This window comes from Streptomyces sp. P5F9 (genome assembly GCF_057961495.1).
Genome location: NZ_JBXVPZ010000125.1, coordinates 1 through 22,135 on the forward strand (window position 1 = coordinate 1; position 22,135 = coordinate 22,135).

Below are 22,135 nucleotides of genomic sequence, written 5' to 3' on the forward strand. Positions count from 1 at the left end.
CCCAAGGCTTCGGCCCGCCCCTCGCCTTCGTAGCCTCTGCACCTCAGCCATCCCCGCCCACCGGACCCATGACCAGCCGGACCACGCCCCGCCGCAAGGTCCGCATCCTGATGGCCGCCGCTGTCGTAGCCGCCGTCCTCGCCGGTGCCGGAGTGGTCGTCGCCCGCATGGCCGACTCCGGGGACACCACGGTCACTTCGCAACCCAGCGACTCACCGCCGGCCGGTGCCGGCGGCGGTGCCGGCCCCGCCTCGCCCACCGGACGTACGGACGCCCACCGCTCGGCCGACGCCAAGCCCACCGGGCAGGGCGATGACGAGACCCAGGCGCCGACGCAGCGGCACACCGGCAAGGGGAAGAGCACGGCGGCGGGGCAGGCTCCCACCGTCGCCCCGAGCAAGTCCACGTCCTCCGGCGGTGGAAGCACCGGTGGCAGCGCCCCCACGACGGGCGGAGCCGGCCCCAGCCCCGTCTCCGCCTGCCAGTCCATCGGCGGCGGCAAGTACAACTGCCAGGTGTGGCGCAGCGCCAAGTCCTACACCGCGTCCGGCACCGAAGTCGGTGTCCTCGGCGCGGGTACCAACTATTTCTTCTGCCAGGAGAACCTGGGCCGCCGCGAGACGTACGGCCAGTGGACCAACACCTGGTGGGCGAAGACGGACGACGACAGCGGCAACACCAACGTCTATGTCAGCGACGTCTACCTCAAGGGTGGGGACAACGACGAGCCGGTGCCGGGGTTGCCGGTCTGTTGAAGTCCCCGTCGCGGGACTCGGAAGTCCCGGAATCGACCGCATGAGGTGACGATGGTGGACAACGTCCCGTCCGCGGACGCGGATCAGGGGAAGCAAGGCACCCTCGTGGTGTCCAGGGCACCGGACGGTGGCCGTGATCGGTTCCGGCGCTACAAGGTGTTCGTCGACGACACCCAGGTCGGCCTGATCGGCCGCTGCGCCCCCGGTGGTGAGCCGTCCGAGGCGGTGAGCGCCGTGACCGTGGGCACAGCCGACTGCATCGCGCTCCAGCGGACCGACGAGCCGATGGAGGCGGCCAGGGCTCCTCGGAACGGAGCGACCCGTTTCCCCCTGGCGACCGCGCTGGGTTTCCTCGGTGGCTGCTTCGTCCTCATCGGGGCCTGGATCCGGCACTGGGCCGGCTGAAGTACTCGGCCCCGCCGACGCGACCTCAGGCACGCGATCCCCGCGACACGCACGCGATCCCAACGACGTGCACGAGGTGCGCAGTCGCCGCTCACCGTTCCAGGCCCGACGCCGTCACCAGCCCCTCCTCCCGGAACAGCCTCGTACCCCGCTCGCACAACTCCCGGTCGGCCCGCGCCCGTTCGCAGAACTCCTCCGGTGTCCGCCCGAACAACGCCCTCAACGCCACCGAGCTACCCAGTAGTTGGGTGAGCAGCGCCCGCTCGCCCGGATGCCGGCGCGGCACACCCGTGCCGTCATGCAGGACGCCGTGCCGGTTGACGTAGACGTACACGCCCCGCAACAACTCGCCTGAGCCCAGCTCGATATGGCACTCGGACTCGGGCAACCGCGTCCGGTCGTACGCCCTCTCACTCGCGTCCACCACCGCGAGCTGCCGCGCGTCGAACCACGTCACGAACAACTCCCGTACGACACCGGGCGCGTGGACCGGCGATGCCGACACATACCCCACGCGGCTCACATGCGCGGACACACCGACGTCCACACCCGTGACCCGTACCTTCAGCATCGGGACGGGAGACGTGATCCCGAACTCGGCCATCTTGTGCCGGAGTTGGCCGGGGCAGGCGTTGGAGCCGATAGCGAGGACCGGGGTGCGGTTCGCGTGCGGAAGGTGGTCGTCGAGGGGCAACAGGCGGTCGCCGACCAGGAGTCCGGACTCCTTGGGCCACGTACCCGGGTAGCTGAGGGGATCCTCGCGCGGCGCCCCAGCCAGCCCCAGCGCCTCCAACGTACGGTCGCCCACAGGGTGGTTCACCCGCCGCTCAGTCCGACGGCGGCAGCTCGCCCGAGCCCCGGGTGATCAGCCTCGTCGGCAACTCGATCCGCTCCGGCGCGATCAGCGTGCCGTCCAGCTGGCGGAAGAGGCGGTCCGCGGCCGTGCGGCCGAGCGTCGCCGCGTCCTGCGCGACGACCGTCACCCCCGGCTGGAGCAGATCGGCGAGTTCGAAGTCGTCGAAGCCCACGAGGGCGATCCGGCGGGACTGTTCGGCGAGGACCCGGACGACGGTGACCGTCACGCGGTTGTTGCCGGCGAAGATCGCGGTGACGGGGGAGGGGCCGGTCAGCATCTCCTCGGCGGCCCGGCGTACCCGGACCGGGTCGGTCACGCCGAGGGACATCCAGGCGTCCTCGACCGGTATCCCCGCGTCCTCCATGGCGGCCCGGTAGCCACGCAGTCGCTCGGCGGCCGTGTGGATGCGGGGCATGTCGCCGATGAAGCCGATGCGCCGGTGGCCGTGGGAGATGAGGTGGGTGACGCCGTCGCGTGCGCCGCCGTAGCTGTCCGACAGGACGACGTCGGCGTCGATCTTCCCGGCCGGGCGGTCCACGAACACGGTCGCGACGCCCGCCTTGATCTCCGGCTCCAGATAGCGGTGGTCGTCCCCGGCCGGGATCACCACCAGACCGTCCACGCGCCGGGCGCACAGCGCGAGCACCAACTCCTGCTCGCGGTCCGGGTCCTCGGCGCTGGAACCGTTGATGAGCAGGGCACCATGGGCGCGGGCGACCTCTTCGACGGCGCGGCTGAGGGGGCCGTAGAACGGGTCGGCGAGGTCCTCCAGGACGAGGCCGATGCTGGCCGTGCTGCCCTTGCGCAGGACGCGGGCGCTGTCGTTGCGACGGAAGCCGAGGGCGTCGATGGCCTCCTGGACCCGGCGCTCGGTGTCCGGGGTGACGCCCGGTTCGCCGTTGACCACGCGCGACACCGTTTTCAGGCCCACACCGGCGCGTGCGGCCACGTCTTTCATGGTCGGACGGTTGCCGTAGCGGTTCTCGGGGCGGCGGGCGGTCTCTGGCACGATGCGCTGTCCTGTCCTGTTGTCCACGGGGGATGCACAGGCCCATGGGTTTGTATGAGGATGTGGCGTCGAGCATAGAGCCTGGACAACGTTGTCATATGCGAGAGAGACTGTCCACCGAATATCTCCGGCCTGCGCCCCCACCGCGAGACCGGCCCAACTCACCTTCTGGTGGTTCTCATGTTTGACGGGGAGATCTGACACTGATGCACACCGACCTCGTGGCCGCGCTCGACATCGGCGGCACCAAGATCGCCGGGGCGCTGGTGGACGGCCACGGCAAGATCCTGGTGCGAGCACAGCGCCCGACGCCCTCGCAGGACGACGGCGACACCGTGATGCGAGCCGTGGAGGAGGTGCTCGCGGAGCTCACCGCGTCGCCCTCGTGGTCCCGCGCGAGCGCCCTCGGCATCGGCAGCGCGGGTCCCGTGGACGCCTCCGCCGGCACCGTGAGCCCGGTCAACGTGCCCGGCTGGCGCGACTATCCGCTGGTCGAGCGGGTGCGCGCGGCGACCGGTGACCTGCCCGTCGCGCTGATCGGCGACGGCGTGGCGATCACGGCGGCCGAGCACTGGCAGGGCGCCGCGCGCGGGCACGCCAACGCGCTGTGCATGGTCGTCTCCACGGGAGTCGGCGGCGGCCTCGTCCTCAACGGGCAGCTGCATCCCGGGCCGACCGGCAACGCGGGCCATATCGGCCACATCAGCGTGGACCTGGACGGCGACGCCTGCCCGTGCGGCTCGCGCGGCTGCGTCGAGCGGATCGCCAGCGGTCCCAACATCGCCCGGCGGGCGGTCGAGGGCGGCTGGCGGCCGGGTCCCGACGGCGATGCCTCCGCCGCCGCGGTGGCCGCCGCCGCCCGTGCCGGCGACCCGATCGCCGTGGCCTCCTTCGAGCGGGCCGCGCAGGCCCTCGCCGCAGGTATCGCGGCCACCGCGACCCTCGTCGAGATCGACATCGCCGTGATCGGCGGGGGAGTCGGCAAGGCGGGCGACGTGCTCTTCACGCCGCTGCGCAAGGCGCTGAGCGACTACGCGACGCTGTCCTTCGTGCGGCGGCTGACGGTGACGCCGGCTCAGATGGGCACGGACGCCGGGCTGGTGGGAGCGGCCGCGGCCGCACTCGCCGGGCAGGCGAGCACGACCGCGGCCGGGGTGTGAGCGACCGACCGACCGGCCGAAACGTTCGTTCAGCGGCCTATGCCCTTGTTCCGTACGGGAGTTGTGCGTCGTTCGGCACCTGAAGTGCGAAGTGCCGTGTTCAGCACGTGAGTTGAGCGTCCGCCCAGTCCGCGTGGTCCGAGTCGATCCCGTCGCCGCCGTCGGTGACGACGAGTCGGACCACCTGGGCGCCGGTCACGTCCGCCGTGACCGGCTGGGCGGGCATCGCGTTGGTGAGGACGCCGGTCGAGGCGACCTTCGTGCCGTCCGCCCAGATCTCGAAGGCGACGGTCCCGTTGGCCCCCTTCTCGTCGTCCACACCGACGTCCGCGGTGACCTTCTCGCACGTCTTCCCGGTGTAGTACTCCACCGCGCTCTCGGCGTGCACACCGAGTCCCTTGGCGTACGCCACTCCACCGAGAGTGATCGGATTACCGTCCCCTCCCGCGCTCTCCCCGTTGCTGGTGTTGCGCTCAACGGGCCCCCATCCATTGGCCGTTGACATCCAGGGAAGGTCACCGAGGTACGAGGTGCCCGCAGGCGGAGCGACCACCACGGACGCGGTGAACGGCAGCGTGCTGGTGACCCGGCCACCGGCCGGCGAGCGGTAACTCGCCTTGAGCGTCAGGTCGTAGGACCCCGTCGGCGTCCCCGCGGGAGCGGTGACCGTCCACCTCGTTCGCAGCGACGTGCCGGTCGGTACGGCCCTCGCGGTCGTCGACGACGTGGCCCGCACCTTCCAGCCCGCGGGCCCGGTCAGGCTCACCGAGACGCGCTCGGCGGTCGTACGGCCCAGGTCGGTGACCGTCGTCGTGAGCGGGGTCGGAGTGGCCGCCTGGACCAACGGGGCGCTGTCCAGGCCGAGTTCGACGGCGGGCGGGTTCTTGAGCGCGTGCCGGTCGGCGGAGACCCGTACGAGGACCGTGCCGTGGGCCGGGACGGTCGCGGAGATCGCGCCCGCGGTGTTGTAGCTCCTGTGCTGCCACAGGTCGCGCAGGGTGTACGCGTGGGCGTTCGGGAGGCCTACGGCCGCCGCGGTCGTGGCGATGCGCTGGGCGCTGCCGGTCTCGTTGAAGAGCGCGACCGTACGGCTGCCGTCCTTCATCTCCTTGGCGACGACCCAGCGTCCGCCCTCGGACGTGACAACGTTGCCCTGCTTGCCCAGCGGGTCCTGGTCGACCGCGATGACCTCCTTGTTGTCGAGGATGTCGAAGGTCGCGGGGGTCGCCGTGCGCAGGTCCGAGCCGATGAGGAGGGGCGCGGCCATGATCGACCACATCGAGAAGTGCGAGCGGTACTCGGTGTCCGTCATGCCGCCGTTGCCGACCTCCAGCATGTCGGGGTCGTTCCAGTGCCCGGGGTCGGCGTACGGAGCAAGGGGCAGGTTCTGCTTGAGGATCGACAGCATCGAGCCCCAGTTGTCGCTGATGTCACCGGTCGTGCGCCACAGGTGTCCGACGTCCGCGGCCCACTCCCAGGGCTTGTTCTCGCCCCACTCGCAGATGCTGAAGACGATCGGGCGGCCGGTCGCCTTCAGGGCGTCGCGCATGGTGGTGTAGCGCACTTTGGCGTCCACGCCTTGGTTGTTGCAGTTGTCGTACTTGAGATAGTCCACGCCCCAGTCGGCGAACTGCTGTGCGTCGCTGTACTCGTGGCCCAGACCGCCCGGGAATCCGGCGTCGTTGCACGTCTTCGTGCCGGCGCTGGTGTAGATGCCGAGCTTGAGCCCCTTGGAGTGCACGTAGTCCGCGACGGCCTTGATGCCGTGCGGGAAGCGAACTGGGTCGGGGACGAGCTTGCCGTCGGCGTCACGGGACGGCAGGGCCCAGCAGTCGTCGAGGTTGACGTACTGGTAACCGGCCGCCTTGAGGCCCTTGCTGACGAAGATGTCCGCGATGCCCTCGACCATCGACTCGTTGAACTCGGCTCTGCAGTGGGTGGAGTTCCAGTTGTTGAAACCCATCGGAGGGGTGAGCGCCTGACCGTCGGCCAGGGCGGGGGAGGCGGGGTCCTGCGAGGGAGCGGCCACGGCCGGCGCGGCGAGGCCGGCCGTGCACAACAGGCTTGCGGCGAGCGCTCCGACCACTCTTCGGCGGGTCGTGCGGGTGTGAGGGTGACGCGTCATTACGTTCCTCCGGACTCGCGAAAGACGGGATCACTTCCTGTGCATGTCATGTGCGCGATTACGTTAGGACGTGTCGGACTCTGTTGGAAGGGTTGGGTATTGGCTGTTCGGTATTTTGCTGAACTAGTTTTGAACACGTTCAACTTTCTGCGCTAGGCTCACTCCTGACAGAAGGGGGAGCCCGGTGAAGATCGTCATTCCCGGTGGCACGGGACAGGTGGGCGCGATCCTGGACCGCGCCCTGACCGAGGCCGGTCACGAGGTCGTCGTCCTGACCCGGCGGCCGAGGCGCGACCGCGAGGTGTGGTGGGACGGCGAGAACCCGGGCTCCTGGGCCCGGGAGATCGACGGCAGCGACGTCGTGATCAACCTGGCGGGCCGCAGCGTCAGTTGCCGCTACACCTCCGCCAACCTCAAGGCCATGATGGACTCGCGCGTGCACTCCACCCGGGTCGTCGGCGAGGCCGTCGCGGCCGCCGCGAACCCGCCACGCGTCTGGCTGCAGATGAGCACCGCCACCGTCTACGCCCACCGCTACGACGCCCCCAACGACGAGGCCACCGGCGTGATCGGCGGCGCCGAACCCGACGTACCCGACTACTGGTCGTACAGCGTCGAGATCGCCAAGAACTGGGAACGCGAGCAGGAGCGCGCCGACACCCCGCACACCCGCAAGGTCGCCCTGCGCGCCGCCATGGTGATGAGCCCCGACCGGGGCGGCGTCTTCGGCGTCCTGTCGGGGCTGGTCCGGCTCGGGCTCGGCGGTCCGGTCGCGGGCGGTGCCCAGTACGTCTCCTGGATCCACGACCAGGACTTCGTCCGCGCGGTCGAGTTCCTGATCGACCGGGACGACATCGCCGGACCGGTGAACCTGGCCGCCCCCGGACCGCTCCCGCAGCGCGCCTTCATGCGCGTCCTGCGCGCCGCCCGGGGAGTCCCCGTCGGGCTGCCCGCCACGAAGTGGATGGCGGAACTGGGCGCCCTCGCGCTGCGCTCGGACACCGAACTCCTGCTGAAGAGCCGGCGGGTCGTATCGGGACGGCTGCTGGCGGAGGGGTTCACCTTCGACCATCCGCAGTGGCCCGAGGCGGCCGTGGACCTGGTGCGGCGGGCACGTGGCGGGGCGGGTTCCATCCGGCGGGCCGTCCGGGCGTGACCCCGGCGCGCTTCGTCAGTTGAACGGGGCATGAAGAAGCGCAGCATGCTGGCCATCGCCTCCCTCGCCACCGGTTTCGTCGTCGCCGCGATCTCCCCGTCGCACTCCCACGACCACGACGTACTCGGCGATCTGAACGTCAAGGACACTGTGGGTTCCGTGGATCACCTCGTCAGCGACGGCAGCTTCGCCGTCGACGAGGGTGCCCTCGGAGAGAACAGCTGATAGCGGTCGAAAGCGTACGGCGCCGGTGCCTCGTCGGAGGGGGCACCGGCGCCGTCGTATGTGGGCTCTCAACTGCGGCTGGTTTCCGTGGCAGGGTGGAACGGGCAAGCCTCAGGGGGCCAATAGAAGAGGGGGAACTGTCCGTGATCGTCTGGATCAACGGCGCGTTCGGTGCAGGCAAGACCACCACCGCACGGGAACTGATCGAACTGATCCCGAACAGCACGCTCTTCGACCCCGAGGTCATCGGCGGAGCACTGCCGCACCTGCTCCCGCCCAAGCACCTCGCAGAGGTCGGCGACTTCCAGGACCTGCCGATGTGGCGGCGGCTCGTGATCGACACGGCGGCGGCCATGCTCGCCGAACTGGGCGGGACCCTCGTCGTCCCGATGACCCTGCTGCGCCAGGAGTACCGGGACGAGATCTTCGGCGGTCTGGCGGCCCGCCGGGTCACGGTCCGGCATGTCCTCCTGGCTCCGGCGGAAACGATCCTGCGCGAGCGAATAGCAGGCCGGGAGGTCCCACCGGACCTCCCCGGCGGCGAGATCCGGACACGGCAGTGGGCGTACGACCACATCGAGTCGTACCGCGCCGCCCTCGGCTCCTGGCTCACCGCCGACGCCCATCTCGTCGACACCAGCGCGCTCACCCCGTACGAGACGGCCGCCCGGATCGCCGGGGCCGTCGGCAGCGGTGCCGTGCCGGTGTGCGACATCGTGCAGACCCCGGAGCCCACCTCCGAGACCCTCGCGGCAGGAGTGCTCCTCTTCGACGAACGGGACCGCGTCCTGCTCGTCGACCCCACCTACAAGGCCGGCTGGGAGTTCCCCGGCGGTGTCGTCGAATCCGGCGAGGCACCCGCCCGGGCCGGCATGCGCGAGGTCACCGAGGAGACCGGCATCGTGCTCGACGAGGTGCCCCGCCTGCTCGTCGTCGACTGGGAACCGCCCGTACCACCCGGCTACGGCGGGCTGCGCCTCCTCTTCGACGGCGGCCGGCTGGATGCCGCTGTGGCCGACCAACTGCTTCTGCCCGGACCGGAGTTGCGCGGCTGGTGCTTCGCCGGCGAGGAGGAGGCCGCCGATCTGTTGCCGCCGGTCCGATACGAGCGGCTGCGGTGGGCGCTGAGGGCCCGGGAACGCGGGGCCGCGCTCTACTTGGAGGCGGGCGTACCGCTTGGCTGACGACACGTCAATTTGCGGTCTGATCAACGATGTTGGACGTGACTTTGCCTTTTCGGGGGCGCCACCTGGCGATTTTGCGGAGTGTGGGTCATTCCGATAACAAAGCGAGGGTGAATTGTCGCCTTCCCGGTATGAACAAGAACGTGAAGAAGGTACATCGGAGCTCTAACGTCTTTGCGCAGCTCAGTTCTCTCGCGGCCGCCGGCCGCCTTGACGGGACCGGACTTCCGCCGGTCGAAGGAGAAGAACATGCGCGCGCCATCCTCGGCCCTCACCCGGGCCCTCACTCTCGCCGCCGGGCTCGCCCTGGTGCTCACCGCCTGCAGCAGCAGTGGCGGGGGCGGCGGCTCCGGCAAGGGCAGCTCGGCCGGGCTCACGTCCTGCAACACCGTGGGCAAGGCCAACACCTGCAACTCGGCCGCCACCAAGTCCGGCGGAACGTTCACGTATGTGCTGGAGAAGAACATCCAGCAGTGGAACGTCCAGGACGTCAACGGCAACACCTTCGAGAACGGGGAGGCCCTGGAGGTCGTCCTGCCTCAGGTGTTCATCCCCCAGCCCGACTTCACCGTCGCTCTCAACACCGACCTGGTGACCTCGGCGACGCAGACCAGCACTAGCCCGCAGACCATCGTCTACAAGATCAATCCGAAGGCGGCGTGGAACGACGGCACGCCCATCACCGCCGACGACTTCATCTACTACTGGCGCACCAACAACGGCAAGGACTGCCCGCCGCCGCCCGCCAGCGACTCCACGCAGACCAAGGGCTGTCTGCCGCAGAGCACCGCGGGCTACGACCGCATCAAGTCCCTCACCCCGTCCGACAACGGCAAGACCTTCACCATGGTGATGTCGAAGCCGTACTCGGACTGGAAGTCCCTGTTCGGCGCGGGCTATCCGCTCTATCCGGCCCACACCGCCGAGAAGCTCTCCGGCGCCAAGGCCGGTGACGCCGCCGCCATGACGGCCACGCAGATGGCGCAGGCCTGGCAGTACTTCCTGAAGACGCCGCCCACCAAGTACCCGACCGCGGGCGCCTACAAGATGCAGCAGTGGGTCGACAACGACCACGCCACCTATGTGCCCGACCCCAAGTGGACCGGCGCGAAGAAGGCCACCCTGCAGCGGCTGATCTTCAAGGTGATCTCGGACGCCACCCAAGAGCCAACCGCCTTGAAGAACAACGAGGTTCAGGCCATCTACCCGCAGCCCGAGGTGGACCTGGTCAACCAGGTCAAGGACATCCCCGGCATCACCTACAACATCGGCAACGGGCTGACCTGGGAGCACTTCGACCTCAACCTGCACGATCCGGTGATCGGCAAGTACCTGCCGCTGCGGCAGGCGATGTTCACCGCGATCAACACCAAGGACATCATCGCCAAGACGGTCGGCCAGTTCGACCCGGCCGTGAAGCCCCTCGGCAACCACAACTTCGTTCCCGGGCAGGCCGGCTACAAGGATGTGGTCAGCGGTACCGGCCAGGGCTCCGGCGATCTGACCAAGGCGAAGAAGTACCTCACGGACGCCAAGTTCACGGGTGTGGGTACGGCGTTGAAGACGCCGGACGGCAAGGCCGTCGGCCCCTTCAACTGCCGCTACACCACCGGGAACCAGATTCGGCAGAGCGAGTGCCAGATCCTGCAGAGCAACCTGGCGAGCCTCGGCATCAAGATCACCATCAAGCCGATCGGCGCCGCCGACCTCGGCACGGTCCTCGCCGGGCACCAGTACGACATCATCGTCTTCGCCTGGGTCGCACCGCCGTTCCCGAGCAGCGGCGCCCAGCAGAACTGGTTCACCGGCGGCGGCGGCAACTACGGCGGCTACAGCAACAAGACGGTCGACTCCCTGATCTCCCAGGCCATCGGTGAGACCGACGCGACGAAGGCCGCGGCGCTCCTCAACCAGGCCGACCAGCTCATGGTGAACGACGCCTACGTCCTGCCGCTGTACCAGAAGCCGACGTTCCTCGCCGTGCAGACGCGGTTCGTCAACATGCGGAACAACTCGTCGAACGTGGGCCCCGCCTACAACACCGGTACATGGGGCCTGAAGAAGTAGTCCCGCGGCTGACAGCTCCACCGGCACGCCCGTCGAGCCCGGCCCCGCAGACACCGGGGGCCGGGCCCGGCCCGGACGGCATCCCCGACCAGCCGGCCTCCGAGAGAAGACCGCATGCTCGCCTACACCGTGCGCCGCATCCTCGTCTCCATACCCGTCCTCATCGTCTCGACGTTCATCGTGTTCCTGGTCGTCATCAACTCCGGCGACCCGGTGGCCAACTTCGCCACCTCACGACAACCCGCGCCCAGCAAGGCGGCGGTGGCCGCCTTCGCCCGGCACATCCACGCCAACCAGCCGGTGATGGAACGCTATTGGAACTGGATCACCGGCGTCCTGCACGGCGACTTCGGCCCGTCCGTGCAGGCCAACCTGAACATCGGACACGACCTGTTCACCCGCTTCAAGGTGACCATCACCCTGGTCGCCGCGGCGATGATCCTCGCGCTGATCCTGGCCGTGGTGTTCGGTGTGTTCAGCGCGATCCGCCAGTACTCCGCCGCCGACTACACCATCACCTTCTTCGGCTTCCTGTTCCTCGCCATGCCCGTGTTCTGGTTCGCGGTCCTGCTCAAGCAGGCCGGGATCTGGTTCAACCAGAAGACCGGCAGCCAGTTCCTCGGCACCATCGGCGAGAAGTCCCCGTACCTCGAAGTCGACACCACCTGGAACCAGTTCACCGATCACGTGGGCCACCTCATCCTGCCCACCATCACCCTCGCGCTGGTCTCCTTCGCGTCCTGGACCCGCTACACCCGCGCCTCCATGCTGGAGGTCCTCAACAGCGACTACGTACGGCTCGCCCGCGCCAAGGGGCTGCGGCGCGGCAGGGTGATGACCCGGCACGCGCTGCGCACCGCCCTCATCCCGCTCGCCACCGTGACCGCGCTCGACATCGCGATCATCCTGGGCGGCGCGGTGATCACGGAGACGATCTTCCAGTGGCACGGCATGGGCGAGATGCTGGTCCAGGCGGCGACCACCCTCGACGTCTATCGCACCATGGCCTGGCTGCTGCTCTCCGCCGTCGTCGTCATCGGGTTCAACCTCATCGCCGATCTGCTCTACGCCGTACTCGACCCGAGGATCCGCTATGACTGACATCGAGGCACCGGGGTCCGCGGGCACTCAACTACCGCGCGGGGACGACGAGTTCACCGTACGACAGCGCACTCAGACCCAGCTGGTGCTGCGCCGGTTCGTGCGCCACCGGGCCGCGATGGTCAGCCTGGTCGTGTTCGTGCTGATCATCCTGTGGGCGTTCATCGGCCCGCACCTGTGGCACTACTCGTACCAGAAGTACACCGAGGACAACTCCAAACCCCCTTCCTGGAAGCACCCGTTCGGCACCGACTCCTCGGGGTACGACGGCTACGCCCAGGTCATGCGCGGCACCCAGACCTCGCTCAAGATCGCCATCATGATCGCGCTCGGCTCCACGCTGCTCGGCGCGATCTGGGGAGCCGTCGCCGGCTTCTACCGGGGCATCGTCGACGCGGTCATGATGCGCATCGCCGACCTGGTGCTGACACTGCCGCTGTTCGCGATCGCGCTGGTCATCTCCTCCCGTACAGGCGGCTCCTGGTACTGGATCGCCATCGTGATCGCCGGACTCACCTGGGCGTACGTGGCCCGTGTCGTGCGCTCGGCCGTACTGTCGCTGCGCGAGAAGGAGTTCATCGAGGCGGCGCGGGCGCTCGGTGCCTCGGACACCCGGATCATCTTCCGGCATCTGCTGCCGAACGCGCTGGGCCCGATCATCGTGAACGCGACGATCCTGGTGGCGACCGGCATCCTCACCGAGACAGCGCTCTCCTTCCTGGGTTTCGGCGTCCAACCCCCGGACACATCCCTGGGGTTGCTGGTCTCGCAGGCGCAGACGGCGGTCGAGACCCGGCCCTGGCTCTTCTACATCCCCGGCGCGTTCATCATCGCCATCGCGCTGACCATCAACTTCATCGGCGACGGACTGCGCGACGCCTTCGACCCCCGGCAGCAAAGGGTGCGACAGTGACGACCACGAGTCATGGAGTGCGGGAGGTCCCCGTGACGTCCGCCGTGCTCGAAGTCGAGGACCTCAGCGTGGAGTTCGCCACGGAGGACGGGCTGGTACGGGCCGTACGCGGCGTCGGCTACCGGCTCGACCGCGGCGAATCGCTGGGCATCGTCGGCGAGTCCGGGTCCGGGAAGTCGGTGACCGCCCTCGCCGTGATGGGGCTGCTGCCGACCGGCGCCAAGGTGCGCGGCTCGGTCCGCTTCGAGGGCACCGAACTGCTCGGGCTGTCCGACGCGCGCCTGTCCGATCTGCGCGGCAGTGGCATCGCGATGATCTTCCAGGACCCGATGACCTCCCTCAACCCCGTCTACAACGTGGGCTATCAGATCAGCGAGACCCTGCTCCGCCACAACCCCGAGATGAAGCACAAGGACGCCCGCGAACGCGCGATCGAACTGCTCGGCACGGTCGGCATCCCCAGCCCCGAGCGGCGCGTCGACAGCTACCCGCACGAGATGTCGGGCGGCATGCGCCAGCGCGTCGTCATCGCCATCGCGATGGCCAACGACCCGGACGTGATCATCGCTGACGAGCCGACCACCGCCCTCGACGTCACCGTGCAGGCCCAGATCCTCGAAGCCCTGGAGACCGCCCGCGCCGAGACCGGGGCGGCGCTCGTCCTCATCACCCACGACCTCGGTGTGGTGGCCGGCCACACCGACCGGGTCGCGGTCATGTACGCCGGCCGGATAGTGGAGACCGGCTCCGTCGAGGACATCTTCTACACCCCGCGCATGCCCTACACCCTCGGCCTGCTCGGCTCCCTGCCCCGCATGGACCGCGAGGAGGCACGTCTCACCCCCATCACCGGCTCACCGCCGAGCCTGCTCAACCTGCCACCGGGCTGCCCCTTCTCGCCCCGCTGCCCGATGCGCCGCGATGTGTGCGACACGGACGAACCCGCCCTGCGCAGGGCCGGCGGCGACCTCCACCTCAGCGCCTGCCACTTCGCCGACGAACTCGTCGACACCGGCGCCGGTCAGGTCTTCGACGCGGTCGGCGCGGACACCGAGGCCCTGGCCCGCTTCGCCGACGCGGCCACCGCCACGAACCCCGAGGAGGACGCCGTATGACCGCGCCCGCGCAGGCCGCCGGCCCCCTGCCGCCGCTGCCCGGACACGGCGGCACCGGCGAACCGGTCCTCCAGGTAAGGGACTTGGTCAAGCACTTCCCGGTGATGTCCAAGGGCGTCATCCGCCGCCGCGTCGGCGACGTGCACGCCGTGTGCGGGGTCTCCTTCGACCTCCACGAGAACGAAACCCTGGGCCTGGTGGGGGAGTCGGGCTCCGGCAAGACGACGATCTCCCGCACCGTCCTCGGTCTGGAACGCGCCACCTCGGGCCGGGTCCGCTACGGGGAGCACGAACTCACCGAGCTGAGCAGACGTCAGATGCGGCCGCTGCGGCGCGAGTTGCAGATCGTCTTCCAGGATCCGTACGCCTCCCTCGACCCGCGGATGACCGTCCACGAGATCGTCGCCGAACCCCTGCGCATCCACGGCCGGTACGGGGCCGGAGCAGGCGGCGAGGTGAGCGAACTTCTGCGCCTGGTCGGGCTCAACCCCGAGCACGGCAACCGCTTCGCCCACGAGTTCTCCGGCGGACAGCGCCAACGCATCGGTATCGCACGGGCGTTGGCCCTGCACCCGAAGGTGATCATCCTCGACGAGCCGGTGTCGGCGCTCGACGTGTCGATCCAGGCGGGCGTCCTCAACCTGCTGATGGACCTCCAGAGCGAACTGAACCTGTCGTTTCTCTTCGTCGCGCACGACCTGTCGGTGATGCGACATGTGGCAGGGCGGGTGGCCGTCATGTACCTGGGGCGGCTGGTCGAAATCGCCCCGGCCCGGCAGCTGTTCGCGCGCCCGGCGCACCCGTACACCCAGGCCCTGGTGTCGGCCATCCCGCTGCCCGACCCGCGCAAGGAACGCGCCCGGAAACGGATCACCATCCAGGGCGACGTCCCGAGCCCCGTCCGCCCGCCCAGCGGCTGCCGCTTCCGCACCCGCTGCCCCAAGTTCGCCAACCAGCTCACCGACAGCGAACGGGCGTCGTGCGTCGAGGAGATACCGGCGCTGGTGGACCGGGGCGGCGGCAACCCGGTCGCCTGCCACTACGCGGAGAGCGTGGAGTTGCTGTAGACGAGGCCGAGTTCCTCGGCGGACGGGTACGAAGTCAGCCTGCTCTCGTCGCACAGACGGCGGTTGAAGTCACCCACCGTCGCGCCGAGTCGGGCGTACCGGGAGATGAGTCCGGCGGCGGCCCGGGGGATGCCCTCGGGCCGTTTGCCGTCGGCGCACGCGCGGATGAAGTCCTCGCGCTCGTCCCTGCCGTAGCCGTACTGGTCCACGACGAGCCAGTGCACCAGGTAGGAGAAAGCGTACGCACGGTCGTAGTGACGGTGGCGGTCGTAGAAGTCCCGTTCTTCCGCCGCGAGTTGGAAGCGCGGGGAGAGGGCGAGGCCGTAGTCGGCGAGGTAGAGCTGCTGTCCGTCGGTCAGGATGTTCCTGAAGTGGACGTCGAAGTGCGTGAGTCGGTGCTCCCGGAGGAAGCCGGTGACGGCTTCGAGGCCCTGCTCCACGAGGGCGCAGGCAGTGTCGGGGTCGTCGGTGCGCAGTTGTTCGGAGAGCCAGTCGTGGAGGGTGTGCGGCAGGTGTTCCATGAACAGGGTCAGGCTCGCGGACGCCGTACGCAAGGCCCCGATGTGCTCACGACCGCCGCCCCAGTAGGCCACGTTCCGCTCCACGTCGGCGAGTTCGTCGGGCAGCGGCTGTGGTGTGTCGGGCAGCACGCGCCAGTGGTGCAGCAGCGGGAAGCCCGGGAAGCGGCCGGACACCACCCAGTTGGTCGTCATCTCGTGGACGGCCAGCTCGCGCCAGACGCCGAAACCGGGGCTGGGGATCGCACCGATGCCGTAGTGGCAGTAGGCGGGCGCCCCGAACACGTTGGCCGTGGACCGGACGTTCTCCGGCCGCCGCTCGACATCGGTGAGCGGCATCCGCTTCACGAACACCTTTCCGCCGTCCACCTCGATCAGCGCCGAGCGACCGCCGACGCTCGTGCCCAACGGCGTGCCGGCCTCGACCAGTTCGGCGAGCTCGTGGTCGGAGAGCAGGGCGAGGGACGTGGCGATGTCGCTGTGGGCGACGAGGCGCGAGGTGGGGGCCATGTCTCCCATCTTCGGTCAGCCGAACGGGAGTTGGAGGTTGATGGTCATCTCCACCGTCACCTCGTCGTCCGCCGCGAGACCCTGCGGCTTGCGCACGGCGTTCTTGAGCGGCAGCAGATACCCGCCGTCCTTGGGGAAGAGAGACGTGGTGAACACGACCTCGCCGATCCTGGCCTCGACCGGGATCACGCCCCAGCCGTACGAGGCGAGGGCGGCGACCTCACGGATGTCCGCCGACTCCTCGTCCGGCACGGGGACGAAGTAATACGGCGAAGGGCCGCGCCACTCGATCACCCGGCCGGTGAAGACGAACCTCATCGATGCGGTGCCCTTCCTCAAGGACCGTCAGTTCGCGCTCAGTTGGCCGCGTAGTTCTGCAGGAACAGCGCCTCCGCCACCGACAGCCGCTCCAACTCCTCAGGGGACACGCTCTCGTTGAGCGCGTGGATCTGGGCCTCCGGCTCGCTGAGGCCGATGAGGAGGATCTCCGCCTGCGGGTAGAGGGCCGCGAGGGTGTTGCACAGCGGGATGGAGCCGCCCTGGCCGGCGTACTGCATCTCCTCGCCGGGGTAGGCGACCGCCATCGCGTCGGCCATCGCCGTGTACGCCGGACTGGTCGTGTCGGCGCTGAACGGCTGGCCCTGGCCGATCTGTTCGGTGCGGACGCGGGCGCCCCACGGGGTGTGGGCCTCCAGGTGGGCCTGGAGCAGCCTGGTCGCCTCGGCCGCGTCGACGCCCGGCGGCACCCGCAGGCTGACCAGCGCGCGGGCGCCGGCCTGCACGGACGGGGTCGCGCCGACGACCGGCGGGCAGTCGATGCCGAGGACCGTGACGGCCGGACGCGCCCAGATGCGGTCGGCGACCGCGTCGGAACCGATCAGCTCCACGCCGTCCAGCACCTTCGCGTCCTCGCGGAACTGCTCCTCGTCGTAGGCCAGCCCCTCCCAGGTCGCGTGGGCCGCGAGCCCGTCGACCGTCGTCGAGCCGTCCTTGCCGCGCAGCGAGTCCAGGACGCGGATCAGCGCGGCCAGCGCGTCGGGCGCGGCGCCGCCGAACTGGCCCGAGTGCAGGTTGCCTTCGAGGGTGTCGACCTGCACGCGCACCATGGTCATGCCGCGCAGGGTCGAGGTGACCGTGGGCAGACCGACCCGGAAGTTGCCTGTATCGCCGATCACGATGGTGTCGGCGGCGAGGAGGTCGGGGTGTTCCTCCGCGTACCGCTCAAGCCCGCCGGTGCCCTGCTCCTCCGAGCCCTCGGCGATCACCTTGACGTGCACCGGGACACCGCCGTTGGCCTTCAGGGCGCGCAGCGCGAGCAGGTGCATGATCACGCCGCCCTTGCAGTCGGCGGCACCGCGCCCGTACCAACGGCCGTCGCGCTCGGTCAGCTCGAACGGCGGGCTCGTCCAACCGCCTTCGTCCAGCGGGGGCTGCACGTCGTAGTGGGCGTACAGGAGGACGGTCTTGGCGCCCTCGGGGCCGGGCAGGAAGCCGTAGACGGACTGGGTGCCGTCCGGGGTGTCGAGCAGGGCCACGTCCTGGAAACCCTCGGTGCGCAGTGCGTCGGCGACCCAGTTCGCGGCGCCCTCGCTCTCGCTCTTCGGGAACTGGTCGAAGTCCGCCACCGATCGGAAGGCCACCAGCTCGGTGAGCTCCGTCCTCGCCGTGGGCATCAGCGAGGCGACGGTCTCGGCGACCGGATGCGACGACATGGGCACGCTCCTGGTGGGTGCGACGTTGTACGAATGATGCCGTCGATCCTCCCACAGCGGTCTGTGGCGATGTCCGCCGTAGGATGCGGGGGACAGGTGCGGCAGCGGCTTGATCGGGAGCAGTAGACCATCGTGAGCAGCGAGAACTCTTCGGCGGACGACGACCAGCGGGTGTGGGACGTCGTCGTGGTGGGCGCGGGACCCGCGGGGGCTTCGGCCGCCTACGCGGCGGCGGTCGCGGGACGGCGCGTGCTGTTGCTGGAGAAAGCCGAGCTGCCCCGCTACAAGACATGCGGCGGCGGCATCATCGGACCCTCTCGCGACTCCCTCCCACCCGGCTTCGAACTGCCGTTGAAGGACCGGGTGCACGCCATAACCTTCTCGAACAACGGGCGGTTCACGCGCACCCGCCGGTCCCGGCAGATGCTGTTCGGGCTGATCAACCGGCCCGAGTTCGACCAGCAGCTCGTCGAGCACGCGCAGAAGGCGGGCGCCGAGCTGCGTACGGGCGTCACAGTGACACGAGTCGAGCAGCACGGCTCCGCGGTCCCGGACCGGCGTACGGTCGCGGTCGTCCTGCAGGGCGGCGAGACGGTGCTCGCGCGGGCCGTCGTCGGCGCCGACGGCAGCGCCAGTCGCATAGGGGCGCACGTCGGGGTCAAGACCGACCAGGTGGACCTGGGCCTGGAGGCGGAGATCCCGGTGCCGGAGACGGTCGCCGAGGACTGGAAGGGCCGGGTGCTCATCGACTGGGGCCCGATGCCCGGGAGTTACGGCTGGGTCTTCCCCAAGGGCGACACGCTCACGGTCGGCGTGATCTCCGCGCGCGGTGAAGGCGCCGCCACCAAGCGGTACTTGGAGGACTTCATCGCCCGGCTCGGCCTCGCCGGCTTCGAACCGAGCATCTCCTCAGGGCACTTGACCCGGTGCCGGGCCGACGACTCGCCGCTGTCACGCGGGCGGGTGCTGGTCTGCGGCGACGCGGCGGGACTCCTGGAGCCGTGGACCCGTGAGGGCATCTCGTTCGCGCTGCGGTCGGGGCGGCTCGCGGGGGAGTGGGCCGTGCGGATCGCCGAGGCGCACGACGCCGTGGACACCCGCCGTCAGGCGCTGAACTACGCGTTCGCGATCAAGGCGGGGCTCGGCGTCGAGATGAGCGTCGGCAAGAGCATGCTGGCGATCTTCGAGAAGCGCCCCGGTCTGTTCCACGCCGCCCTCACCGGCTTCCGGCCGGCCTGGAAGGCATTCATGGACATCACCCGGGGCTCGACGACGCTGGGCGAACTCGTGCGCAGCCACCCGATGGCGCAGCGCGCGCTGACCGCGATCGACCGCAGGAACGCGGAGCCGGTGGAGCGCGTGGAGCCCACGGAGCCCGTGGAGGGCGAGGTCAGCTCCTGACCGTGACGTGGAACACCGGGTGGTCGGGGGCGATCCGGCGCAGCTCGTCGTCGGAGGAGTCCGGGCCGACTCCTCCGAAGAACACCCCGACCTCGGCCTTCCACCGCTTGAGGTAGGCGCGCAGCAGTGGCACCTTGTCGTCGCCGGTGACCTCGGTCGCGGTGAACGCGTCGACCTTCTTGCCGAGCCGCAGCTCGCCGCCGCCCGCCGCCCGCATGTTGTGCGTCCACTGGACGTGCCCGCGCGGGGCGACGAGGTACTGCTGTCCGTCCACCGTCAGCAGGTTCACCGGGGTGGTCCGCCACTCGCCGCTCTTCCGGCCGCGGACCGCCAGCACCCGTGAACCCCAGATGCTGAGGCCGCGGCGGGTGAACCAGGCGACGGCGCGGTTGAAGACGTTCACGGTGAACCAGCCGGGCTTCTGGACGTGCGTGCTCATGACGACTCCCTGGGCGAAGAAGAAGGACGGTGAAGAACCAGTTCGGGGAGAACGGCGCTCGCTTTTGTGAGCACCGCTCTCGCTCTCGGGAACAGTCTGCATAGGTACAGCGGTCCAATGCAAGAGCGGTGCTCTCTTTTTTGTCCACCGATCTCGTTTGTGTGCGCTGCTCTGATTCCATGCCACACTGGCTCGTATGAGCACCACACGAGGCGCCCGCGCCCGAGCCCGGATCGAGGTCACCGCGGCCATCAAGGACGAGGCGCGCAGACAGCTCGCCGCGGAGGGCGCCACGAAGCTCTCGCTGCGCGCCGTGGCCCGTGAGCTGGGCATGGTCTCCTCCGCCCTGTACCGCTACTTCCCCAGCCGCGACGATCTGCTGACCGCTCTCATCATCGACGCGTACGACTCCCTGGGCGAGGCCGCGGAAGCGGCGTACTCCCAGGTGGCGGACGCGGTTCCGGTGCAGCGCTGGGTCGCTGTCTGTGAGGCGGTGCGGGGGTGGGCGCTGGCGCATCCGCACGAGTACGCGTTGATCTACGGGTCGCCGGTTCCGGGGTACGTCGCCCCGGAGACGACCGTTCCGTCCGCCGCCCGTGTGGCCCTTCTCCTTATCGGGATCGCGCGGGACGCGGACCAGGACGGCACCCTGACCGAGCCTCCGCTTCCTTCCGGCCTCCGCGCCGAGGGGGAGCGTATGGTCGCGGACTTCGCCGGCGACCTCCCACCCGCGGTGGCCGTGGCCCTCGCCGCCGCGTGGGCCGAGTTGTACGGGCTGGTCAGCTTCGAGTTGTTCGGCCAGTTCCGCCGCGTCGTGGAGGACCGCGAGCCGTTCTTCCATCAGGCGGTACGGCGACTCGCCCTCGGGGTGGGTCTCGCGGACGTCCAGCACGTCGTCGACTCCGGCCGCTGCCGCCGATGAGTTCTGCCCCGTCGCGCCGTCTGCAAGGTGGGAACGTCCCGCCTCCCGCTCCTGCGGGAGGCCCGAGACGAGATGACAAGGGAGCGTGGACACCGTGGACCAGGAGAGCGTGAGCGCCGGCCTGACTGTCGCTGTGCCCGTCGCGAGGGTGTTCGCGGTGCTGGCGGACCCGACGACGCATTCCGCGATCGATGGCACCGGCTGGGTGCAGGAGTCCGTCGACCGGGCGCGACTGACCGAGGTGGGGCAGATTTTCCGGATGGACATGTATCACTCCGGCCATCCCAATGGTGACTACCAGGTGGTCAACAAGGTCCAGGTGCTCGACCCGCCGCGCGCCATCGGGTGGCTGACGGGGCAGGACAGGGGCAACGGTGATCTGGAGTTCGGCGGCTGGATCTGGCGCTACGACCTCGTGCCGCTCGGCCCGTCCGAGACCGAGGTCACGCTCACCTACGACTGGTCGGCGGTGCCGCAGTTCATCCGGGATCGCGGCATCCGGTTCCCGCCGTTCGGCCCGGCGCACCTCATCAACTCGCTGCACCACCTGGCCGAGCTCGCCGCACCGTCCCGGGCCTCGACGCCTCATGGGTAGATCGGTTCCCGGACGTACTCCCCGGGAAGTACACGTGATCACCCCGTCCGGCTGACGCCCCCGACGCCGTCCGGCGTCTAGCGTGACGTGCATGGACGAGCAGCGGGTGCGCGGTGAGGGACCGCCGCAGTGGTGGCGGCACGGACCGCCGTGGGGCGGGGCGGTGGCGCCGACGCGGTGGCCGTGGCGTTCCACGCTGCTGGTCACCGTGTTCGTGCTGGGCGGCAGCAACTTCGCCTCGCACAGCCAGCCCGACCGCGTCCACCTCGACTTCTACGCGCGCGTGCTGCTCGTCGTCGGGTCGGGGCTGCTCCTGTGGCGTCACCGGTACCCCGTGTGGGTGGCATTCGGCACCGTGCTCGCCACCGTGCTCTACTTCGCCGCCGGATATCCGTACGGCCCCGTCTTTCTGCCCGTCGCGCTGGGCTGCTTCAGCGCGGTCGTCGCCGGCCGCCGCCGGGCCGCCTGGACCGCGCTCGGCGTGCTGTGGGCGGCGCATCTCCTGGTCGCGCACTGGCTCTACCGCTGGCTGCCCCCGCAGCACGACCACGGAATGCCGTGGGGCCGTGAACTGGCCGTCGCCACCTGGGTGGTGGCCATCGCCGCGATCTCCGAACTGGCCCGCACCCGCCGCGAACAGTGGGCCCGCGAACGGGCCGAACGAGCACAGGCGGCCCGCCGCCGCGCCGACGAGGAACGGCTGCGGATGGCCCGCGAACTGCACGACGTCCTCGCGCACAGCATCTCCGTCATCAACGTCCAGGCGGGCGTCGGCCTCGCACTCCTCGACTCCGACCCCGAGCAGGCCCGCACGGCCCTCACCACCATCAAGGCCGCCAGCAAGGAAGCACTCGGCGAGGTCCGCCAGGTCCTCGACACCCTGCGCACCCCGGGCGACGC

The 22,135-nt window shown here is 69.7% G+C and carries 22 protein-coding genes; 15 read left to right on the plus strand and 7 right to left on the minus strand.

The window, feature by feature from the left end:
- Positions 1-68 precede the first annotated feature (68 nt).
- Both AC31A1_RS21085 and AC31A1_RS21090 read left to right on the plus strand, forming a co-directional pair.
- The gene (locus AC31A1_RS21085) at positions 69-755 is read left to right on the plus strand and encodes a hypothetical protein (protein WP_489654792.1); all 687 of its coding nucleotides are present in this window, start codon (positions 69-71) and stop codon (positions 753-755) included.
- Between the two features lie 51 nt (positions 756-806).
- Complete coding sequence (locus AC31A1_RS21090; RefSeq protein ID WP_489654793.1) at positions 807-1,160, plus strand: hypothetical protein; 354 nt, start codon at positions 807-809, stop codon at positions 1,158-1,160.
- Positions 1,161-1,251: 91 nt separating this feature from the next.
- Here the strand turns inward: AC31A1_RS21090 and AC31A1_RS21095 are convergent, their stop codons facing one another.
- The gene (locus tag AC31A1_RS21095) at positions 1,252-1,980 is read right to left on the minus strand and encodes a hypothetical protein (RefSeq protein WP_489654794.1); all 729 of its coding nucleotides are present in this window, start codon (positions 1,978-1,980) and stop codon (positions 1,252-1,254) included.
- Between the two features lie 7 nt (positions 1,981-1,987).
- On the minus strand, positions 1,988-3,025 hold the full coding sequence (locus AC31A1_RS21100) for a LacI family DNA-binding transcriptional regulator (protein WP_489654795.1): 1,038 nt from the start codon (positions 3,023-3,025) through the stop codon (positions 1,988-1,990).
- A 206-nt stretch (positions 3,026-3,231) separates the two neighbouring features.
- On the opposite strand from AC31A1_RS21100, the gene AC31A1_RS21105 reads away from it, so the two are divergent.
- Entirely contained in the window at positions 3,232-4,185 is a 954-nt protein-coding gene (locus AC31A1_RS21105) for an ROK family protein (protein WP_489654796.1), read from the plus strand.
- A gap of 100 nt (positions 4,186-4,285) precedes the next feature.
- Here AC31A1_RS21105 and AC31A1_RS21110 read toward each other — a convergent pair whose 3' ends face one another.
- A complete protein-coding gene (locus AC31A1_RS21110; RefSeq protein WP_489654797.1) occupies positions 4,286-6,310 on the minus strand; it encodes an NPCBM/NEW2 domain-containing protein in 2,025 nt (674 codons plus the stop codon).
- Positions 6,311-6,494: 184 nt separating this feature from the next.
- Between AC31A1_RS21110 and AC31A1_RS21115 the strand changes: the two genes are divergently transcribed.
- The 8 genes from AC31A1_RS21115 (at position 6,495) to AC31A1_RS21150 (ending at position 15,138) form a co-directional block, all read left to right on the plus strand.
- Complete coding sequence (locus tag AC31A1_RS21115; protein WP_489654798.1) at positions 6,495-7,466, plus strand: TIGR01777 family oxidoreductase; 972 nt, start codon at positions 6,495-6,497, stop codon at positions 7,464-7,466.
- A 30-nt stretch (positions 7,467-7,496) separates the two neighbouring features.
- Positions 7,497-7,691 (plus strand): hypothetical protein, encoded by a 195-nt coding sequence (locus AC31A1_RS21120; RefSeq protein ID WP_393753530.1) that lies wholly within the window; start codon positions 7,497-7,499, stop codon positions 7,689-7,691.
- Between the two features lie 143 nt (positions 7,692-7,834).
- Positions 7,835-8,875 carry an NUDIX hydrolase gene (locus AC31A1_RS21125; RefSeq protein WP_489654799.1) on the plus strand — a complete coding sequence of 347 codons (1,041 nt, stop codon included), beginning with the start codon at positions 7,835-7,837 and terminating at the stop codon, positions 8,873-8,875.
- A gap of 249 nt (positions 8,876-9,124) precedes the next feature.
- Positions 9,125-10,942, plus strand: coding sequence for an ABC transporter family substrate-binding protein (locus AC31A1_RS21130; RefSeq protein WP_489654800.1), 1,818 nt, complete (start codon positions 9,125-9,127; stop codon positions 10,940-10,942).
- 114 nt (positions 10,943-11,056) lie between these two features.
- Positions 11,057-12,043, plus strand: coding sequence for an ABC transporter permease (locus tag AC31A1_RS21135; RefSeq protein WP_489654801.1), 987 nt, complete (start codon positions 11,057-11,059; stop codon positions 12,041-12,043).
- A complete protein-coding gene (locus AC31A1_RS21140; RefSeq protein WP_489654802.1) occupies positions 12,036-12,956 on the plus strand; it encodes an ABC transporter permease in 921 nt (306 codons plus the stop codon). The genes AC31A1_RS21135 and AC31A1_RS21140 overlap by 8 nt, the downstream gene beginning before the upstream one ends.
- A 32-nt stretch (positions 12,957-12,988) precedes the next feature.
- Entirely contained in the window at positions 12,989-14,071 is a 1,083-nt protein-coding gene (locus tag AC31A1_RS21145) for an ABC transporter ATP-binding protein (RefSeq protein ID WP_489654803.1), read from the plus strand.
- Positions 14,068-15,138, plus strand: coding sequence for an ABC transporter ATP-binding protein (locus tag AC31A1_RS21150; RefSeq protein ID WP_489654804.1), 1,071 nt, complete (start codon positions 14,068-14,070; stop codon positions 15,136-15,138). The genes AC31A1_RS21145 and AC31A1_RS21150 overlap by 4 nt, the downstream gene beginning before the upstream one ends.
- On the opposite strand, the gene AC31A1_RS21155 is transcribed toward AC31A1_RS21150, so the two are convergent.
- Genes AC31A1_RS21155 through AC31A1_RS21165 form a run of 3 tightly spaced genes read right to left on the minus strand, consistent with a single transcriptional unit; the run spans position 15,111 to position 17,878 of the window.
- Positions 15,111-16,166: a protein kinase family protein gene (locus tag AC31A1_RS21155; protein WP_489654805.1), complete on the minus strand. Its 1,056-nt coding sequence runs from the start codon at positions 16,164-16,166 to the stop codon at positions 15,111-15,113. The two genes, AC31A1_RS21150 and AC31A1_RS21155, sit on opposite strands and share 28 nt — an antisense overlap.
- 15 nt (positions 16,167-16,181) lie before the next feature.
- The gene (locus AC31A1_RS21160; RefSeq protein ID WP_489654806.1) at positions 16,182-16,484 is read right to left on the minus strand and encodes a DUF1905 domain-containing protein; all 303 of its coding nucleotides are present in this window, start codon (positions 16,482-16,484) and stop codon (positions 16,182-16,184) included.
- Positions 16,485-16,522: 38 nt separating this feature from the next.
- Positions 16,523-17,878: a dipeptidase gene (locus tag AC31A1_RS21165; protein ID WP_489654807.1), complete on the minus strand. Its 1,356-nt coding sequence runs from the start codon at positions 17,876-17,878 to the stop codon at positions 16,523-16,525.
- Positions 17,879-18,010: 132 nt separating this feature from the next.
- Between AC31A1_RS21165 and AC31A1_RS21170 the strand changes: the two genes are divergently transcribed.
- Complete coding sequence (locus AC31A1_RS21170) at positions 18,011-19,279, plus strand: geranylgeranyl reductase family protein (RefSeq protein WP_489654808.1); 1,269 nt, start codon at positions 18,011-18,013, stop codon at positions 19,277-19,279.
- On the opposite strand, the gene AC31A1_RS21175 is transcribed toward AC31A1_RS21170, so the two are convergent.
- Positions 19,269-19,718, minus strand: a complete 450-nt coding sequence (locus AC31A1_RS21175; RefSeq protein ID WP_489654809.1) for a nitroreductase family deazaflavin-dependent oxidoreductase — start codon at positions 19,716-19,718, stop codon at positions 19,269-19,271. The genes AC31A1_RS21170 and AC31A1_RS21175 overlap by 11 nt on opposite strands.
- 196 nt (positions 19,719-19,914) lie before the next feature.
- On the opposite strand from AC31A1_RS21175, the gene AC31A1_RS21180 reads away from it, so the two are divergent.
- From AC31A1_RS21180 to AC31A1_RS21190, 3 genes are all read left to right on the plus strand, one after another.
- Positions 19,915-20,640, plus strand: coding sequence for a TetR/AcrR family transcriptional regulator (locus AC31A1_RS21180; RefSeq protein ID WP_489654810.1), 726 nt, complete (start codon positions 19,915-19,917; stop codon positions 20,638-20,640).
- Positions 20,641-20,734: 94 nt separating this feature from the next.
- Positions 20,735-21,235 carry an SRPBCC family protein gene (locus AC31A1_RS21185; protein WP_489654811.1) on the plus strand — a complete coding sequence of 167 codons (501 nt, stop codon included), beginning with the start codon at positions 20,735-20,737 and terminating at the stop codon, positions 21,233-21,235.
- 91 nt (positions 21,236-21,326) lie between these two features.
- Positions 21,327-22,135: histidine kinase dimerization/phosphoacceptor domain-containing protein (locus AC31A1_RS21190; RefSeq protein WP_489654812.1), on the plus strand; the 809-nt coding region annotated here is incomplete at its 3' end.

Coding starts and splice junctions, on each gene's coding strand:
- AC31A1_RS21155 (WP_489654805.1), bottom strand. CDS start 16,166: ATGGCCCCCACCTCGCGCCTCGTCGCCCACAGCGACATCGCCACGTCC.
- AC31A1_RS21120 (WP_393753530.1), top strand. CDS start 7,497: ATGAAGAAGCGCAGCATGCTGGCCATCGCCTCCCTCGCCACCGGTTTC.
- AC31A1_RS21105 (WP_489654796.1), top strand. CDS start 3,232: ATGCACACCGACCTCGTGGCCGCGCTCGACATCGGCGGCACCAAGATC.
- AC31A1_RS21165 (WP_489654807.1), bottom strand. CDS start 17,878: ATGTCGTCGCATCCGGTCGCCGAGACCGTCGCCTCGCTGATGCCCACG.
- AC31A1_RS21175 (WP_489654809.1), bottom strand. CDS start 19,718: ATGAGCACGCACGTCCAGAAGCCCGGCTGGTTCACCGTGAACGTCTTC.
- AC31A1_RS21150 (WP_489654804.1), top strand. CDS start 14,068: ATGACCGCGCCCGCGCAGGCCGCCGGCCCCCTGCCGCCGCTGCCCGGA.
- AC31A1_RS21090 (WP_489654793.1), top strand. CDS start 807: ATGGTGGACAACGTCCCGTCCGCGGACGCGGATCAGGGGAAGCAAGGC.
- AC31A1_RS21140 (WP_489654802.1), top strand. CDS start 12,036: ATGACTGACATCGAGGCACCGGGGTCCGCGGGCACTCAACTACCGCGC.
- AC31A1_RS21110 (WP_489654797.1), bottom strand. CDS start 6,310: ATGACGCGTCACCCTCACACCCGCACGACCCGCCGAAGAGTGGTCGGA.
- AC31A1_RS21130 (WP_489654800.1), top strand. CDS start 9,125: ATGCGCGCGCCATCCTCGGCCCTCACCCGGGCCCTCACTCTCGCCGCC.
- AC31A1_RS21160 (WP_489654806.1), bottom strand. CDS start 16,484: ATGAGGTTCGTCTTCACCGGCCGGGTGATCGAGTGGCGCGGCCCTTCG.
- AC31A1_RS21180 (WP_489654810.1), top strand. CDS start 19,915: ATGAGCACCACACGAGGCGCCCGCGCCCGAGCCCGGATCGAGGTCACC.
- AC31A1_RS21135 (WP_489654801.1), top strand. CDS start 11,057: ATGCTCGCCTACACCGTGCGCCGCATCCTCGTCTCCATACCCGTCCTC.
- AC31A1_RS21085 (WP_489654792.1), top strand. CDS start 69: ATGACCAGCCGGACCACGCCCCGCCGCAAGGTCCGCATCCTGATGGCC.